General features: G+C 60.8%; 18 protein-coding genes. 7 read left to right on the top strand and 11 right to left on the bottom strand.

Annotation, left to right across the window (positions count from 1 at the left end; translation table 11 throughout):
- The 3 genes from prpC to QRN22_RS16460 all read right to left on the bottom strand — a co-directional run bounded on the left by prpC (position 1) and on the right by QRN22_RS16460 (position 2,821).
- A complete protein-coding gene (prpC, locus tag QRN22_RS16470; protein WP_042553760.1) occupies positions 1 to 1,161 on the bottom strand; it encodes a bifunctional 2-methylcitrate synthase/citrate synthase in 1,161 nt (386 codons plus the stop codon).
- 71 nt (positions 1,162 to 1,232) lie between these two features.
- Complete coding sequence (gene prpB / locus QRN22_RS16465) at positions 1,233 to 2,117, bottom strand: methylisocitrate lyase (protein WP_042553761.1); 885 nt, start codon at positions 2,115 to 2,117, stop codon at positions 1,233 to 1,235.
- Positions 2,114 to 2,821 carry a GntR family transcriptional regulator gene (locus tag QRN22_RS16460; protein ID WP_231570154.1) on the bottom strand — a complete coding sequence of 236 codons (708 nt, stop codon included), beginning with the start codon at positions 2,819 to 2,821 and terminating at the stop codon, positions 2,114 to 2,116. The genes prpB and QRN22_RS16460 overlap by 4 nt, the downstream gene beginning before the upstream one ends.
- A 308-nt stretch (positions 2,822 to 3,129) precedes the next feature.
- On the opposite strand from QRN22_RS16460, the gene rloA reads away from it, so the two are divergent.
- From rloA to QRN22_RS16445, 3 genes are read left to right on the top strand one after another with little or no spacing between them, the layout of a single operon-like run.
- On the top strand, positions 3,130 to 3,660 hold the full coding sequence (rloA, locus tag QRN22_RS16455; protein ID WP_042553763.1) for a retropepsin-like aspartic peptidase RloA: 531 nt from the start codon (positions 3,130 to 3,132) through the stop codon (positions 3,658 to 3,660).
- 4 nt (positions 3,661 to 3,664) lie between these two features.
- Positions 3,665 to 5,191 (top strand): osmotic stress tolerance membrane protein RloB, encoded by a 1,527-nt coding sequence (rloB, locus tag QRN22_RS16450; protein ID WP_042553764.1) that lies wholly within the window; start codon positions 3,665 to 3,667, stop codon positions 5,189 to 5,191.
- Positions 5,192 to 5,195: 4 nt separating this feature from the next.
- The gene (locus tag QRN22_RS16445; protein ID WP_042553765.1) at positions 5,196 to 6,182 is read left to right on the top strand and encodes an alpha-L-glutamate ligase-like protein; all 987 of its coding nucleotides are present in this window, start codon (positions 5,196 to 5,198) and stop codon (positions 6,180 to 6,182) included.
- Positions 6,183 to 6,225: 43 nt separating this feature from the next.
- Here QRN22_RS16445 and thrH read toward each other — a convergent pair whose 3' ends face one another.
- Positions 6,226 to 6,843, bottom strand: a complete 618-nt coding sequence (gene thrH, locus QRN22_RS16440; RefSeq protein ID WP_042553766.1) for a bifunctional phosphoserine phosphatase/homoserine phosphotransferase ThrH — start codon at positions 6,841 to 6,843, stop codon at positions 6,226 to 6,228.
- Between the two features lie 133 nt (positions 6,844 to 6,976).
- On the opposite strand from thrH, the gene QRN22_RS16435 reads away from it, so the two are divergent.
- Positions 6,977 to 7,597 carry a phosphoadenosine phosphosulfate reductase domain-containing protein gene (locus tag QRN22_RS16435; protein WP_042553767.1) on the top strand — a complete coding sequence of 207 codons (621 nt, stop codon included), beginning with the start codon at positions 6,977 to 6,979 and terminating at the stop codon, positions 7,595 to 7,597.
- 55 nt (positions 7,598 to 7,652) lie between these two features.
- On the opposite strand, the gene cysB is transcribed toward QRN22_RS16435, so the two are convergent.
- The 3 genes from cysB to QRN22_RS16420 form a co-directional block, all read right to left on the bottom strand.
- The gene (gene cysB, locus QRN22_RS16430) at positions 7,653 to 8,627 is read right to left on the bottom strand and encodes an HTH-type transcriptional regulator CysB (protein WP_042553768.1); all 975 of its coding nucleotides are present in this window, start codon (positions 8,625 to 8,627) and stop codon (positions 7,653 to 7,655) included.
- Positions 8,628 to 8,732: 105 nt separating this feature from the next.
- The gene (locus tag QRN22_RS16425; protein WP_042553769.1) at positions 8,733 to 9,230 is read right to left on the bottom strand and encodes a universal stress protein; all 498 of its coding nucleotides are present in this window, start codon (positions 9,228 to 9,230) and stop codon (positions 8,733 to 8,735) included.
- Positions 9,231 to 9,355: 125 nt separating this feature from the next.
- A complete protein-coding gene (locus tag QRN22_RS16420) occupies positions 9,356 to 9,742 on the bottom strand; it encodes a thioredoxin family protein (protein WP_042553770.1) in 387 nt (128 codons plus the stop codon).
- Between QRN22_RS16420 and QRN22_RS16415 the strand changes: the two genes are divergently transcribed.
- A complete protein-coding gene (locus QRN22_RS16415; protein ID WP_042553771.1) occupies positions 9,741 to 10,157 on the top strand; it encodes a PilZ domain-containing protein in 417 nt (138 codons plus the stop codon). The two genes, QRN22_RS16420 and QRN22_RS16415, sit on opposite strands and share 2 nt — an antisense overlap.
- Before the next feature lie 133 nt (positions 10,158 to 10,290).
- The gene (locus QRN22_RS16410) at positions 10,291 to 11,367 is read left to right on the top strand and encodes a 3-deoxy-7-phosphoheptulonate synthase (protein ID WP_042553772.1); all 1,077 of its coding nucleotides are present in this window, start codon (positions 10,291 to 10,293) and stop codon (positions 11,365 to 11,367) included.
- A 61-nt stretch (positions 11,368 to 11,428) separates the two neighbouring features.
- On the opposite strand, the gene QRN22_RS16405 is transcribed toward QRN22_RS16410, so the two are convergent.
- Positions 11,429 to 11,710: a GNAT family N-acetyltransferase gene (locus QRN22_RS16405; RefSeq protein ID WP_042553773.1), complete on the bottom strand. Its 282-nt coding sequence runs from the start codon at positions 11,708 to 11,710 to the stop codon at positions 11,429 to 11,431.
- A 360-nt stretch (positions 11,711 to 12,070) separates the two neighbouring features.
- Between QRN22_RS16405 and oprI the strand changes: the two genes are divergently transcribed.
- Complete coding sequence (gene oprI / locus QRN22_RS16400) at positions 12,071 to 12,322, top strand: outer membrane lipoprotei OprI (RefSeq protein ID WP_042553774.1); 252 nt, start codon at positions 12,071 to 12,073, stop codon at positions 12,320 to 12,322.
- Between the two features lie 122 nt (positions 12,323 to 12,444).
- On the opposite strand, the gene QRN22_RS16395 is transcribed toward oprI, so the two are convergent.
- From QRN22_RS16395 to QRN22_RS16385, 3 genes are read right to left on the bottom strand one after another with little or no spacing between them, the layout of a single operon-like run.
- Positions 12,445 to 13,401 (bottom strand): L,D-transpeptidase family protein, encoded by a 957-nt coding sequence (locus QRN22_RS16395; RefSeq protein ID WP_042553775.1) that lies wholly within the window; start codon positions 13,399 to 13,401, stop codon positions 12,445 to 12,447.
- A gap of 60 nt (positions 13,402 to 13,461) precedes the next feature.
- Positions 13,462 to 13,743 (bottom strand): hypothetical protein, encoded by a 282-nt coding sequence (locus QRN22_RS16390; RefSeq protein ID WP_042553776.1) that lies wholly within the window; start codon positions 13,741 to 13,743, stop codon positions 13,462 to 13,464.
- A gap of 58 nt (positions 13,744 to 13,801) precedes the next feature.
- Positions 13,802 to 14,419, bottom strand: a complete 618-nt coding sequence (locus QRN22_RS16385) for an arylesterase (protein ID WP_042553777.1) — start codon at positions 14,417 to 14,419, stop codon at positions 13,802 to 13,804.
- Positions 14,420 to 14,427: the final 8 nt, after the last annotated feature.

Raw genomic sequence — 14,427 nt, 5'->3', positions numbered from 1 at the left:
TTATTGGCGATCCTTGAGCGGCACGAACGTCAGGTCTTCGGGGCCTGTGTAGTTGGCGCTCGGGCGGATGATCTTGCCGTCGATGCGTTGCTCGATGACATGGCTGGCCCAGCCCGACGTGCGGGCAATGACGAACAGCGGCGTGAACATGGCAGTGGGCACGCCCATGGTGTGGTAGCTGACGGCACTGAACCAGTCGAGGTTGGGGAACATCTTCTTGATGTCCCACATGATGGTTTCCAGACGCTCGGCAATATCGAACATCTTGCTGTTGCCCTGCTCGGCCGACAGCTCGCGGGCGACTTCCTTGATCACCTTGTTGCGCGGGTCACTCACGGTGTAGACCGGGTGGCCGAAGCCGATCACCACTTCTTTTTTCTCGACCCGCGCGCGGATATCGGCCTCGGCTTCGTCCGGCGTGTCATAGCGTTTCTGGATCTCGAAGGCCACCTCGTTTGCACCGCCGTGTTTCGGCCCACGCAAGGCGCCAATACCGCCGGCGATGGCGGAGAACATGTCCGAGCCGGTACCGGCGATCACCCGGGTGGTAAAGGTCGAGGCGTTGAATTCGTGCTCGGCATACAGGATCAGCGAGGTGTGCATGGCGCGCACCCAGGACTCGCCGGGCGCTTCACCGTGCAACAGATGGAGAAAGTGGCCACCGATGGAATCGTCGTCGGTCTCGACCTCGATACGCTTGCCGTTGTGGCTGAAGTGGTACCAATAGAGCAGCATCGAGCCGAGCGAGGCCATCAGCTTGTCGGCAATGTCGCGGGCACCAGGGTGATTATGGTCGTCCTTCTCCGGCATCAGGCAGCCCAGGACCGATACGCCCGTGCGCATCACATCCATCGGATGGGCAGAAGGCGGCAACTGCTCCAGCGCAGTTTTCAGCGCGGCTGGCAGACCACGCAACGCCTTGAGTTTCGCCTTGTAGCCAGCCAACTCGGCAGCCGTCGGCAGCTTGCCGTGCACCAGCAAATGGGCGATTTCCTCGAACTCGCAGGTGGTGGCGACATCGAGGATGTCATAGCCACGGTAGTGCAGGTCATTGCCGGTACGGCCGACGGTGCACAGCGCGGTATTGCCGGCAGCCGTACCGCTGAGGGCAACGGACTTCTTCGGTTTGAAGCCGGGGACGGCATTATCGGTAGCAGTCATCGGTATCTCCTCTCAGCCACTGGGGACTATTTATTGTTATGAGCGGGGCGCCGTGCGGCCCTGCCGGATAATCACTTCTTTGCAGCGAATAACGCATCCAGCTTCTGCTCGAAGGCGTGGTAGCCAATGCGCTCGTACAGTTCAGCACGGGTTTGCATCAGCTCGATGACAGCCTGCTGATGGCCATCCTGGCGAATGGCGGAATAAACCGTTTCAGCGGCCTTGTTGGCTGCGCGGAAGGCAGACAGCGGATAGAGCTGGATGGCCACGCCTGCCGAAGCGAGCTCGTCCCGGGTGAACAATGGCGTGGCACCGAACTCGGTGATGTTGGCCAGTACCGGCACCTTCAGGGCATCGACAAAGCGCTGGTAAGTCGGCAGGTCATAAGCCGCTTCGGCGAAGATGCCGTCGGCGCCCGCTTCGACGTAACGCTGGCAGCGCTCTATGGCAGCCTCCACCCCTTCGGCCTGAATGGCATCGGTACGGGCGATCAGAAAGAAATTCGGGTCGGTTTTGGCATCTGCGGCGGCCTTCACGCGGTCGACCATTTCCTCGAGCGAGACGATTTCCTTGCCGGGGCGATGGCCACAACGCTTGGCACCCACCTGATCCTCGATGTGCGCAGCGGCAGCACCGGCCTTGATCAGGCTCTTGATGGTGCGCTCGATGTTGAAAGCTGACGGGCCGAAGCCCGTGTCGATATCGACCAGCAGCGGCAAATCGCACACGTCGGTGATACGACGCACATCGATCAATACGTCGTCCAGGGTGTTGATACCCAGATCCGGCAGCCCCAGCGACCCGGCCGCGACCCCACCACCGGAAAGATAGATGGCCTTGAAACCGGCGCGCTTGGCCAGCAGTGCATGGTTGGCATTGATGGCACCGACGACTTGCAGCGGCTGTTCACTGGCGATCGCATCGCGAAAGCGCCGGCCTGGCGTGCTCTGACTCATGACGTTCCTCGGGATTTCACGGTGGAAGGATGGGCGCCTTGATAGTGACGCTCGATATTGCGTCTGGATGCACCGATGTGACGACGCATCAGCAGCTCTGCCAGTTCGCCGTCACGATCGGCGATGGCATCGAGAATACGGTGGTGTTCGGCGAACGCCTGGGGTGGGCGGTTGGGCGTGGCGGAAAACTGGATGCGGTACATGCGCACCAGTTGATAGAGCTCGCCGCAGAGCATCTTCACCAGGGTACGGTTGCCGCTGCCGTGGATGATCCGATAATGGAAGTCGAAATCCCCTTCCTGCTGGTAGTAGCCCACGCCAGCCTGGAAGGCCTCATCGCGCTCGTGGGTATCCAGCACGCGGCGCAGATCGTCGATCTCGGCTTCGCTCATGCGCTCGGCAGCTAGGCGACAGGCCATGCCCTCGAGCGATTCACGGATTTCGTAGAGCTCGATCAGCTCGTCACGGTCGAGCGATACCACTCGCGCGCCAACGTGAGGAATACGCACCAGCAGGCGCTGCCCCTCAAGGCGATGAATCGCCTCGCGCAGCGGGCCCCGACTGATCCCGTAGGTGCGCGCCAGTTCGGGTTCGGAGATTTTGCTGCCGGGGGCGATCTCGCCTTTCACGATGGCCGCCTGGATACGGCGAAATACCTGTTCGGAGCGAGTCTCCGCATCCTGCTCGGCGGTCAGGGCAAACACACTTGACTCCCGCATATTGTCGACACATCGATAGAATTTCGTTCAGCAACGATAGATAAAAAGCCATGAACACACAAATCAAAAATCGCATTGTCGACAATAGGCCCAGCACTGCCATAAGCGCGACCAATAACAGGCAGACATAGAAAGGCGGAAAACCGTCTGTCACCACGGAAAAACCCCATGTTAGAATGCGCGCCATCCATGCCTGGACGGGGTGTCTCAGGGCGCCTGCTAGACTCCAAGCCAGCGAACGGCGGCCCTGCCCGAGATTCGCTCTACCGATCGCGATCCACCCGACAGGATTTATGAGACTCAAGCCCCTTCCCCTGCTTTTCTGCCTATTGCTCCTGCCCGGCTTCGCCGTGGCAGCGGACAAGACCATCTACGGCCTGAACGAATACGTCAGCCTCGACATCGACGTGGAGGTGGCCGCCAAGCTCGATACCGGCGCCCAGACCGCTTCGCTCAGCGCTCGTGACATCGAACGCTTCAAGCGTGACGGCGAGCGCTGGGTGCGGTTCTATCTGGCCATCGACGATGCCCATGCGCACCCGATCGAACGTCCATTGGCGCGCATCAGCAAGATCAAGCGGCGAGCCGGCGATGTCGATTCGGATGACGAGAAGACCTACACCGCGCGCCCGGTCGTCGAGCTGGACGTCTGCATGGGCGGGGTCAGGCGCCAGATCGAGGTGAACCTTACCGATCGTAGCGCCTTTCAATACCCGCTACTGATCGGCTCCGATGCGCTCAAACGCTTCGACGCCCTGATCGACCCAAGTTTGAAATACGCAGCAGGGAAACCTGCCTGTACCACCGCAAAATCCGGCGAGTAATCCCATGCGCTCTCTCACCCTGCACCTGAAAGTCCTCATCACCATCCTGGTGAGCCTGGGGATCGCGATTACGGCCTATCAGATATTCGTGCTTGGCATTCCGGTCAGCAGCGACGAGACCGATGACCTGTGGAACATCGACACCCGCGTTGAATTCCAGGCCAATGGTCGTGACCCGATCAAGCTGCAGATGTTCGTGCCGCCCCTGAATCAGGATTACGTCAGCCTCAACGAGAGCTTCATCTCCAACAACTATGGTGTGAGCGTCAACCGTGCCGACAGCAACCGCAAGGTGACCTGGTCGGCGCGCCGTGCCAGCGGCAAGCAGACTCTTTATTACCGTCTGGTGCTGACCAAGCGCTACAGCGGCGAGCAGGCCAAGGCCAAAGGGCCGATCTTCCGTGACAGCATTCCGGTAGAAGGTCCCGAGAAGATCGCGGCAGAAGCGCTGCTGGCGCCGATTCGCCAGCACTCGGCCGACGTCGAGACCTTCATCAGCGAGACCATCAAGCGCGTCAACAACACCAATGACGACAACGCCAAGCTGCTGCTCGGCGGCGATGCCTCGACGACCAAGAAGGCCCAGGCCGTCGAACTGCTGCTGTCCATCGCCCACGTACCGATGGAGCGCGTACACACCATTCGCCTGGCAGCCGACATTCAGCAGAGCCCGGAGCTTTGGCTGCGCAGCTTCAACGGCGACCGCTGGCTGTACTTCAACCCGGAAACCGGGGAGCAAGGCCTGCCGAGCGATCGCCTGGTCTGGTGGACGGGTGACGAGCCGCTGGTCACCCTCGATGGCGGCCGTCAGGCAACCACCACCTTTACCCTCAACAACAGCGAGATGAACGCCATCCGCCTCGCTCAGCTGACCGACGAGAACACCGACGCCGACTTCCTGGAGTATTCGCTGTACGGCCTGCCGCTGCAGACCCAGCAGACCTTCATGATCATGGTGATGATCCCCATCGGCGTGCTGGTCATCCTGATCCTGCGCAACCTCGGCGGCCTGCAGACCCTGGGTACCTTCACCCCGGTGCTGATCGCCCTGGCCTTCCGTGAGACCCAGCTGGGCTTCGGCATCTTCCTGTTCACGGTAATCACCGCTCTCGGCCTCTCGCTGCGCTCCTATCTGGAGCACCTGAAGCTGCAGATGCTGCCACGCCTGTCGGTGGTATTGACCTTCGTGGTCGTGCTGATCGCCACCATCAGCCTGTTCAGTCACAAGCTCGGCCTGGAACGCGGCCTGTCCGTGGCGCTGTTCCCGATGGTGATCCTGACCATGACCATCGAGCGTCTGTCGATCACCTGGGAGGAACGTGGCGGTGGTCATGCCTTCAAGGTCGCCATCGGCACCCTGTTCGCCGCCACCATCGCGCACCTGCTGATGAGCGTGCCGGAACTGGTCTACTTCGTCTTCACCTTCCCGGCAATTCTGCTGATTCTGGTGGGCTTCATGCTGGCGATGGGTCGCTACCGCGGCTACCGCCTGACCGAACTGTTCCGCTTCAAAGCCTTCCTGAAGGATTGAGCCAATGCTAGGTCTCTGGAAAACCTGGAAGGCCCTTGAAGCCAAAGGCATCATGGGCATCAACCGACGCAATGCGGACTACGTGCTGAAGTACAACAAACGGCACCTGTACCCCATCGTCGACGACAAGATCATCACCAAGGAGCGGGCGATTCAGGCCGGCATTCACGTGCCGGAAATGTACGGGGTGATCTCCACCGAGAAGGAAATCGACAACCTCGACAAGATCATCGGCGAGCGCAGCGATTTCGTCGTCAAGCCGGCCCAGGGTGCCGGCGGAGACGGCATTCTGGTGATCGCCGACCGCTTCGAGGATCGCTTCAAGACGGTGTCGGGCAAGATCGTCAGCCACTCCGAAATCGAGCAGCAGATCTCCAGCATCCTCTCGGGGCTTTACTCCCTCGGCGGACACCGCGATCGTGCCCTGATCGAATACCGGGTGACCCCGGACGCCATCTTCAAGAGCATCAGCTACGAAGGCGTGCCGGATATCCGCATCATCGTGCTGATGGGCTATCCGGTGATGGCCATGCTGCGCCTGCCGACCCGCCAGTCGGGCGGCAAGGCCAACCTCCACCAAGGCGCCATCGGCGTCGGCGTGGATCTGGCAACCGGCGTGACCCTGCGCGGCACTTGGCTGAACAACAAGATCACCAAGCACCCGGACACCACCAACGCGGTGGACGGCGTGCAGTTGCCGAACTGGGATGGCTTCATGAAGCTCGCCGCCGGCTGCTACGAGCTGTGCGGCCTGGGCTACATTGGCGTGGATATGGTGCTGGACCAGGACAAGGGCCCGCTGATTCTCGAGCTCAACGCCCGCCCCGGCCTGAACATCCAGATCGCCAACGATTGCGGCCTGACCCATCGCGCCCATGCGGTGGAGGCTCGCCTGGAAGAACTGGCCGCCAAGGGCATCCAGGAAAACGCCGAAGAGCGCACGCGCTTCTCTCAGGAACTGTTCGGCCACGTTCCAGTGGCTGAAATCTGAGCCCTGCCCTGCTGCCGACGCCCGTCGGCAGCAGGCAATCCTGTTACAGACTCAGCTGACGATTGGACGCCTTGAGGAACTCGTTCTTCAGGTCCGCGTATGTGTGCACGGCCGGGAACTGCGGAAATTCACGGATCACGTTTTCCGGCGCATGGAACAGGATGCCGGCATGGGCCTCGCTGAGCATGGTGGTGTCATTGTAGGAGTCGCCGGCTGCGATCACACGGTAGTAGAGGCTCTTGAAGGCCAATACCGATTGACGCTTGGGATCCTTCTGTCGCAGTTGGTAGTCCACGACACGGTCGGTCTCGTCGGTGATCAGGCGATGGCACAGCAGGGTCGGAAAGCCCAATTGACGCATCAGCGGCTGAGAGAACTCATAGAAGGTGTCCGAAAGGATCACCACCTGGAAACGCTCGCGCAGCCAGTCGACGAATTCGACGGCGCCCTCCAGCGGCTCGAGCGTGGCGATCACTTCCTGGATATCCGAGAGTTTCAGACCATGCTCGTCGAGGATACGCAGGCGCTGCTTCATCAAGACATCGTAGTCGGGAATGTCCCGGGTGGTCGCCTTGAGGGATTCGATTCCAGTCTTCTCGGCGAAGGCGATCCAGATCTCGGGGACCAGTACCCCTTCCAGATCGAGGCAAGCGATTTCCACGGCACACTCCTACGTTGGGCTTGAAAGTTGCCGGCAACTTTACAGAAGCCAAGGCACCTTGACGATACGGCCGCCGCCCAGCACGCAGATTTGCTACCATCGCCACTCTCATCCACATGCTCTGGAGCCCGCAATGGATCTCGACCTGGACAGACTCAACGCCGAATTCGCCAATCAGCCGGAAAAGCTGATCGAGTGGGCGATCGGCCTGGGTAAACCAGCGATCTGCACCACCAACTTCCGCCCGTTCGAGGCCGTCATCCTGCACATGGTCAGCCAGGCCAAGGCCGACATCCCGATCGTGTGGATGGACAGCGGCTACAACACCGACGCCACCTACAGGTTCGCTGACGAAGTGACCCGCCAGCTCGGCCTCAACCTGATCACCTACCTGCCCAAGCGCAGCCGCGCTCACCGCGAAGCCATCGACGGCCCGACACCGGCACTGGATGATCCGCGCCATGCGGCGTTCACCGAAGAGGTCAAGCTGGAGCCCTTCGCCCGTGCGCTGCGCGAAACCGCACCGAGCGTCTGGTTCACGGCGCTGCGCGCCACCGACACGGCCGTGCGCGCACAGATGCAGCCGGTCAGCATCAACCCGGATGGCCTGATCAAGGTCGCGCCGCTGCTGCACTGGTCGTCCAAGGACCTGTATCAGTACCTTACCGCCCACGGTCTGCCGAACAACTTCGACTACTTCGACCCCACCAAGGGCGAAGACAACCGTGAGTGCGGCCTGCACCTGAGCCACTGATCTCGGCACGCAAGAAAATGGCGCCCACGGGCGCCATTTTCGTTTGCCACAGCGATCAGTGCAGCGGCAGTTCCACGCCCTTGAACAGCTCTTCGAGCTCGACCTTGTTGTGGCACTGCACGGCCTTGGCCAGAACGTCTCGGGTCAGGTGCGGGGCGAACTTCTCGATGAAGTCGCACATGAAGCCACGCAGGAAGGTGCCACGACGGAAGCCGATCTTGGTCACGCTGGACTCGAACAGTTCACTGGCATCGAGCACCACGAGGTCCGGGTCGAGGGTCGAATCGACGGCCATCTTGGCCACGATGCCGACACCGAGGCCAAGGCGTACGTAAGTCTTGATCACGTCGGCGTCGGCCGCGGTGAACACCACCTTGGGGGTGAGGCCGCGATGACTGAATGCTTCGTCGAGCTTGGAACGACCGGTGAAACCGAAGGTGTAGGTAACGATCTCGTGCTCGGCCAGTGCCTCCAGGGTCAGCTTGGGCAACTTCGCCAATGGATGCCCCTGAGGCACGATCACGCAGCGATTCCAGCGATAACAAGGCATCATCACCAGATCGTTGAACAGCTCGAGACCTTCGGTGGCGATGGCGAAATCGACGGTGCCGTCGGCGGCCATCTCGGAAATCTGCGTCGGCGTGCCCTGATGCATGTGCAGGGCGACTTCCGGGTACTGCTTGATGAAACTGCTGATCACCGGCGGCAGCGCATAACGTGCCTGGGTGTGAGTGGTCGCGATGGACAGCGTGCCCTTCTTCTCGTTGGAGAACTCCTGGGCGATCTGCTTGATGCTCTCGACCTTGCGCAGGATCTCACCGGCCGTGGTGATGATCCGCTCACCCGCTGGAGTGACGCGCGTCAGGTGCTTGCCGCTGCGGGCGAAGACTTCCACGCCCAACTCGTCCTCGAGCAGACGAATCTGCTTGCTGATACCCGGCTGCGAGGTATAGAGGCTCTGCGCCGTGGCCGAGACGTTGAGGTCATGGTGCGCGACTTCCCAGATGTAGCGCAATTGCTGAAGCTTCATATAAATCCCTCAAAGCGGATAGGCAGCCTGATCGTCGGCTCGATATATAACCATATTAATGGTTGAGACAGTAAATATAGATTTTTTATTCGGTTCGCGCGGCGATCATTCGTAACGAGAGCGGTGTTGCAACATGGGCACCAGATACACCGGCACATCGGACAATTGCAGCAATCTCGACGCCGTCCTGCCCATCGGTACCTCCAGCGCTGCGCCATGGCTGTGACTGCCTACGACCAGCAGATCCACACCGAGTTTCTGCGCCTCCTCGAGAATGGAGATCGGTGGATCGCCCCGCAGCACTCGCACGGAGCCGATCAGGTCGAGGTCATCACGGTTGTCGCCCAGCTCATCGCGAAAGCCCTCGAGCACACGCAGCTCGATGCTGTTCATCACCGTATCCAGCCCGGTGCTGCGCAATTCCTTGAGACGCGCCTCGTCCACATAGGTTTGCAGGACCGACTCGGCAAACAGCCCCATCGGCTCGACCACGTGCACCACGTAGAGGCGCGCCTTGAAGCTGCGGGCCATGGCCAGCGCGTGCTGCAAGACATAAGGTGCATAAAGGCCGAGATCGGTTGCATAGAGAATCGAGCGAATCATGGGGCCTCCCCGACTGCCGACACGGCGGCGCCTCGCTTGAGCTTAGCAGCAGCTTTCACAAGTGGGTGGCGGGCAGTCGTTTAGTATTAATGACTAGGGGCTATCGCTCTGATGGAAGCCGTGAATCAGGGCAGTTCCTGGGGCTCGCGGCCAAGCGCCTCGTCTATGGCATGGTGCAGTTCGACAGCGGCGAGCCGGCTGTGCAGCGGGCCATGGAAGCCCCCATCACGAACCAGAAACATGGCTGGCAGATGGAACACGTCATAGCGTTGAACCAGACCGTTGTTGTCACCCGCATCGATCCACGCCAGTCGATCGACAGGCACGGAAAACAACGGCAGCCGCTCACGCGCATAACGGCAGGCGGCACACCCGGGACTGGTGAAGATCACCAGTGAAATCCCCGGCAGGCTCAGTAATCGCTGATCGGCATCAAAATCCGACAGTTCCAATTCAGTGGCTATACTGGTCCGGGCACTATCCATTTGCTGGCAGCCAGAGTGGTCTTTCATGCGTCGCTTTCTTCGTCATAACAGTGATCTGCCGGTGGAATTGCGATTACGCAGGCAAGCCCCCAACCCGTGGCAACGCCTCGACAATATCGGCCTCGGTGGCGCGGCCTGCCACTCGACCCGTCCCATTTCGCAAGGAACTGCGGTGGAGCTGCACATTCCGCTGTTGGGTGAGCAGGCATCCTACCCCGGCCTCGTCGCCTGGTGCAGCAAACAGTCCGATGCCTATCTGGTCGGCGTCGCCTTCAGTGGCCACGACACCGGGCTGCGCGCCTACATGGTCGAACAGGTGTGTCGTATCGAACAATACCGCAGGCACCGCGAGCAGCAGGTCGGTCAGGCACTCCCGCTGGAGCTCATCGCCAAGGAATGGCGGGAGCAGCACGCTGCCAGTTTTAGCGCTCCTGCGTCCTAAATTTCATTGTCTAGCCGGGCGCTAACGCGCTAAGGTTCGGCTTCCCCGCTGTGCCCATAATGCTGTGCCCGCTGCACGGGGATCGCTGGCGGCCGGCTCCCGTGACCCGATGACGCAATTGATGAAAAGCACGATGGCTGATTTACCGATTAACGACCTTAACGTCGCCTCCAACGAAACCCTGATCACCCCCGAGCAGATCAAGCTCGAGATTCCGCTGACCGAGAGTGCTCAACGCACGGTTTCCGCAGGCCGCCAGGTAGTGCGCGACATCCTCGACGGCAAGGATCACCGCCTGTTCGTGGTCGTCGGCCCCTGCTCCATCCACGACATCAAGGCGGCTCATGAATACGCCGAGCGCCTGAAGGTTCTGGCCGAAGAGGTTTCCGACACCCTGTATCTGGTGATGCGCGTCTACTTCGAGAAGCCACGCACCACCGTCGGCTGGAAGGGCCTGATCAACGATCCGTACCTCGACGACTCGTTCAAGATCCAGGATGGCCTGCATATCGGTCGCAAACTGCTGCTCGACCTCGCGGAAATGGGCCTGCCCACCGCCACCGAAGCGCTGGACCCGATCTCGCCGCAGTACCTGCAGGATCTGATCAGCTGGTCCGCCATTGGCGCGCGCACCACCGAATCCCAGACACACCGCGAAATGGCTTCGGGCCTGTCGTCGGCCGTCGGCTTCAAGAACGGCACCGACGGCGGCCTTACCGTCGCCATCAACGCCCTGCAATCGGTTTCCAGCCCACACCGCTTCCTGGGCATCAACCAGCAGGGCGGCGTCTCGATCGTCACCACCAAGGGCAACGCCTACGGTCACGTGGTGCTGCGCGGTGGCAACGGCAAGCCGAACTATGATTCGGTCAGCGTGGCCATCTGCGAACAGGAACTGAACAAGGCCGGTATCCAGCCGAACATCATGGTCGACTGCAGCCACGCCAACTCCAACAAGGACCCGGCCCTGCAGCCTCTGGTGATGGACAACGTCGCCAATCAGATCCTCGAAGGCAACCAGTCGATCGTCGGTCTGATGGTCGAAAGCCATCTGGGCTGGGGCAGCCAGTCGATCCCCAAAGACCTGCAGCAGCTCAAGTACGGTGTTTCGATTACCGACGCCTGCATCGATTGGGAAAGTACCGAGAAGACCCTGCGCAGCATGCACGTCAAACTCAAGGACGTACTGCCCAAGCGCAGGCGCGGCTAACCAGGCGCAGCAATGAAAACGCCGGGCAGATGCCCGGCGTTTTCGTTCGCAGTGCCTGCGTTCAGCGCTGTTCGGTGGAGCCTTCGAGGCGTGCCATGTAACGCTCCACGTAGGAGCAGGACGGAATCACCGTGTAGCCCATGCGCTCGGCGTAGTCGAGGGCCGTTTTGGTGAGGGCTGCCGCGATGCCGCGCCCACGCAGCGAGTTGGGAACGAAAGTCCGATAGATATCCAGCGTCTGTTTACCCAGGTCCATGTACGAGAGGTAAGCGCGATCACCATCCACTGTGGTCTCGAACTGGTGACCAGCAAGGTCATGGTGAATGGACAGTGGCTCGCTCATTACTACTCCTCTCGATTGGGTCGGACATCGACATCCGGCCATTGTGGCCTGCGCACATCCGGTAACAATAGGATATAAAGCCATTCTAGATGATAAAGGGCAAGGCGAAATCCGTACTGGCCGCACCTGGCAAATCGATCAGAGTGATTCGTCCATCGTTCACCTTGCACATTCGTTGAACAAGCGAGCAATGCCGCGAACTCCGTTAATTGCCGGCAAGCGCGGCAGGCGTAAAAAAACCGGAACCCTTGCTCGTCGTCCGTTTACTTACTAAAAGTTACAGGTAGTATGTACGCCGGTCATTTTCCGGGTTCGGGATGTGGCTTCAACAAGCAAAAAACTTACCCCAAGGGGAACACGATGAACAACGTTCTGAAATTCTCTGCTCTGGCTCTGGCCGCAGTTCTGGCTACCGGTTGCAGCAGCGTTACCAAAGAAACCGAAGCCCGCCTGACTGCAACCGAAGACGCAGCAGCTCGCTCGCAAGCCCGTGCCGACGAAGCCTACCGCAAGGCTGACGAAGCGCTGGCCGCTGCTCAGAAGGCTCAGCAAACTGCTGACGAAGCCAACGAGCGCGCTCTGCGTATGCTGGAAAAAGCCAGCCGCAAGTAATAGCCCCAGGGCTAACGAAAAAACCGGCCCAATGGCCGGTTTTTTCGTTGCTGCAGCACTCGCCGTACTGGCGCCTCTGGAGCAGCCGCTGAACAACAACGGTCGCTCGATGGCTGACCACCTCAGAGAGCCGGTGACTGCGCCTGAATGACGCCATCACGCGGCGCGGCAATCTCGATCGGCAACCCATCCTGTGCAGCCACCACGTCACGCACCACAGCCCAATCCAGATTCTGCGCGTTCAGATCACTGCGCTTGATCAGCGCATTGACCACCGCCGCATGCTGGTCACCGAGCACAGCGCCCTCTTCCGCCTCCAGCGGCGCATGGGCTTCGAGATAGACCTTGCCGTTGCTCACGCCAAACTTGTAGGGCTCGTCGATGATGCGCACCGGCGTGCCAACCGGCACCTTGCCAGCCAGTTCTAGCACGTTGTTGTTGAGCATGCGGAAACAGCCATGGCTGACTCGCATGCCGATACCGAATTTCTTGTTCGAACCATGGATCAGGTAACCCGGCACCGAAAGCGACATTTTGTAGGGCCCCAGCGGATTGTCCGGACCTGGCGGCACGTAACTGGGCAATGGATCACCGTCAGCGGCGTGTTCATCGCGGATCGATTGCGGTGGGTACCAGCCGGGGTTCGGTGTTTTCGCAGTGATGCGCGCGTCGGTAACCGGCGAGCTCCAGCCCTCACGACCGATTCCCAGCGGGTAGGTGTAGACGACGTTCTGGCCTTTCGGAAAATAGTAAAGACGGTACTCGGCGAGGTTGATGACGATGCCTTCACGCGGCCCCGGCGGCAGGATGAAACGCGTCGGCAGCACGATATCCGTGCCCTCGCCCGGCAACCAGGCATCGACACCGGGGTTGGCGGCGACCATTTCCAGATAACCCAGATCATTGGCGGTACCGATATCGGCGAAGGTGTCTTCGTAGCGCGCCTTGATCACCTGAATCTCGCCCACCACATCCTCGCCAGGCGGCGGCAGCGGCAATTCCATCGCGACAGTAGAACCTGCCAGACAGAAAGCACTCAACGACAGACAGCGAGCGAGAGCTGAAACGCGCGGCGACATGCAGGAAACCCTTGAGGTTGGAAATGATGGTGAGGCGTGAAGTGTATACCGCTGCCCGGCTCAGCGCCCCGGCCAGGCCGGGCGATCTCCGCGCCGTTGCGCCTCGAGCGTCGCCCGGCACGCCGGACACAGCCGCCGATCCTGCAACATCTCCCGCTGCAGATCGCGCCACAGCGGCTGCGCAGGCAGCAGGCCGCCACATAGCGTGCGGTCGGCATAGCCACCGAGCTCCAACTGCCGAGCGACCAGGTGCACCCGAACCTCACGGCAGGCGAACAGATCGAGCTGTTCGTCAGGCTCGATCAGTTGATAGGCGTACAGAGACCAGACGGGTCGCAGCATTGGGGGCTCCAGGGCGGGGGCGCCACATTAGCCGAAACTCCGCCAGTGGAAAAGCCCGTCAGAGCAACGGTTTCAGGGTGGGCCAAACATTCTCCAGCAGCATCGGCTGCGCCTCCACGGCGGGATGCACGCCATCGTCCTGCATCAGCGTGTCGACACCACCCACCCCCTCGAGAAGAAATGGCACCAGTGGCACATCCTTCTCTGCCGCCAGGTCGTCGTACACCTTGGCAAAAGCGCTGGTATAGCGCTCCCCGTAGTTGGGCGGAATGCGCATCCCCAGCAACAGTACCTTGGCGCCAGCCTCGCGGGACGCATCGATCATCGACGCAAGATTCTGTTGCAATTGGCTTGGAGGCAGCCCGCGCAAGCCATCATTGCCCCCCAGCTCCACCACAACCAGATCCGGCTTGTGCTCTGCAAGCAGCGCCGGCAGCCGCGCGGCACCGCCAGCACTGGTGTCGCCGCTGATCGAGGCATTCACCAGTCGATGCTCGAAACCCTCGCTCTGCAGGCGCTCATCGAGCAGATGAACCCAGCCCTGGCGGGTATCCATGCCAAAAGCCGCACTGATACTATCGCCGACGACCAGTACGGTCCCCGCCTGCGCCATCTGTACCGCAATCTGTCCCAACAGCAGCAGGCCGAGAACGGTCCCCTTCCATATCGCACGCATCGGATTCC

The organism is Pseudomonas sp. MEJ086 (assembly GCF_030209025.1).
In the GTDB taxonomy this organism is placed as follows: Bacteria; Pseudomonadota; Gammaproteobacteria; order Pseudomonadales; family Pseudomonadaceae; genus Aquipseudomonas; species Aquipseudomonas fulva_A.
The sequence above is the reverse complement of the archived record's forward strand: the minus strand, read 5'-3'. Positions and strand labels throughout refer to the sequence as shown.

Coding starts and splice junctions, on each gene's coding strand:
- prpC (WP_042553760.1), bottom strand. CDS start 1,161: ATGACTGCTACCGATAATGCCGTCCCCGGCTTCAAACCGAAGAAGTCC.
- prpB (WP_042553761.1), bottom strand. CDS start 2,117: ATGAGTCAGAGCACGCCAGGCCGGCGCTTTCGCGATGCGATCGCCAGT.
- rloA (WP_042553763.1), top strand. CDS start 3,130: ATGAGACTCAAGCCCCTTCCCCTGCTTTTCTGCCTATTGCTCCTGCCC.
- rloB (WP_042553764.1), top strand. CDS start 3,665: ATGCGCTCTCTCACCCTGCACCTGAAAGTCCTCATCACCATCCTGGTG.
- QRN22_RS16445 (WP_042553765.1), top strand. CDS start 5,196: ATGCTAGGTCTCTGGAAAACCTGGAAGGCCCTTGAAGCCAAAGGCATC.
- QRN22_RS16435 (WP_042553767.1), top strand. CDS start 6,977: ATGGATCTCGACCTGGACAGACTCAACGCCGAATTCGCCAATCAGCCG.
- cysB (WP_042553768.1), bottom strand. CDS start 8,627: ATGAAGCTTCAGCAATTGCGCTACATCTGGGAAGTCGCGCACCATGAC.
- QRN22_RS16425 (WP_042553769.1), bottom strand. CDS start 9,230: ATGATTCGCTCGATTCTCTATGCAACCGATCTCGGCCTTTATGCACCT.
- QRN22_RS16415 (WP_042553771.1), top strand. CDS start 9,741: ATGCGTCGCTTTCTTCGTCATAACAGTGATCTGCCGGTGGAATTGCGA.
- QRN22_RS16420 (WP_042553770.1), bottom strand. CDS start 9,742: ATGAAAGACCACTCTGGCTGCCAGCAAATGGATAGTGCCCGGACCAGT.
- QRN22_RS16410 (WP_042553772.1), top strand. CDS start 10,291: ATGGCTGATTTACCGATTAACGACCTTAACGTCGCCTCCAACGAAACC.
- QRN22_RS16405 (WP_042553773.1), bottom strand. CDS start 11,710: ATGAGCGAGCCACTGTCCATTCACCATGACCTTGCTGGTCACCAGTTC.
- oprI (WP_042553774.1), top strand. CDS start 12,071: ATGAACAACGTTCTGAAATTCTCTGCTCTGGCTCTGGCCGCAGTTCTG.
- QRN22_RS16395 (WP_042553775.1), bottom strand. CDS start 13,401: ATGTCGCCGCGCGTTTCAGCTCTCGCTCGCTGTCTGTCGTTGAGTGCT.
- QRN22_RS16390 (WP_042553776.1), bottom strand. CDS start 13,743: ATGCTGCGACCCGTCTGGTCTCTGTACGCCTATCAACTGATCGAGCCT.
- QRN22_RS16385 (WP_042553777.1), bottom strand. CDS start 14,419: ATGCGTGCGATATGGAAGGGGACCGTTCTCGGCCTGCTGCTGTTGGGA.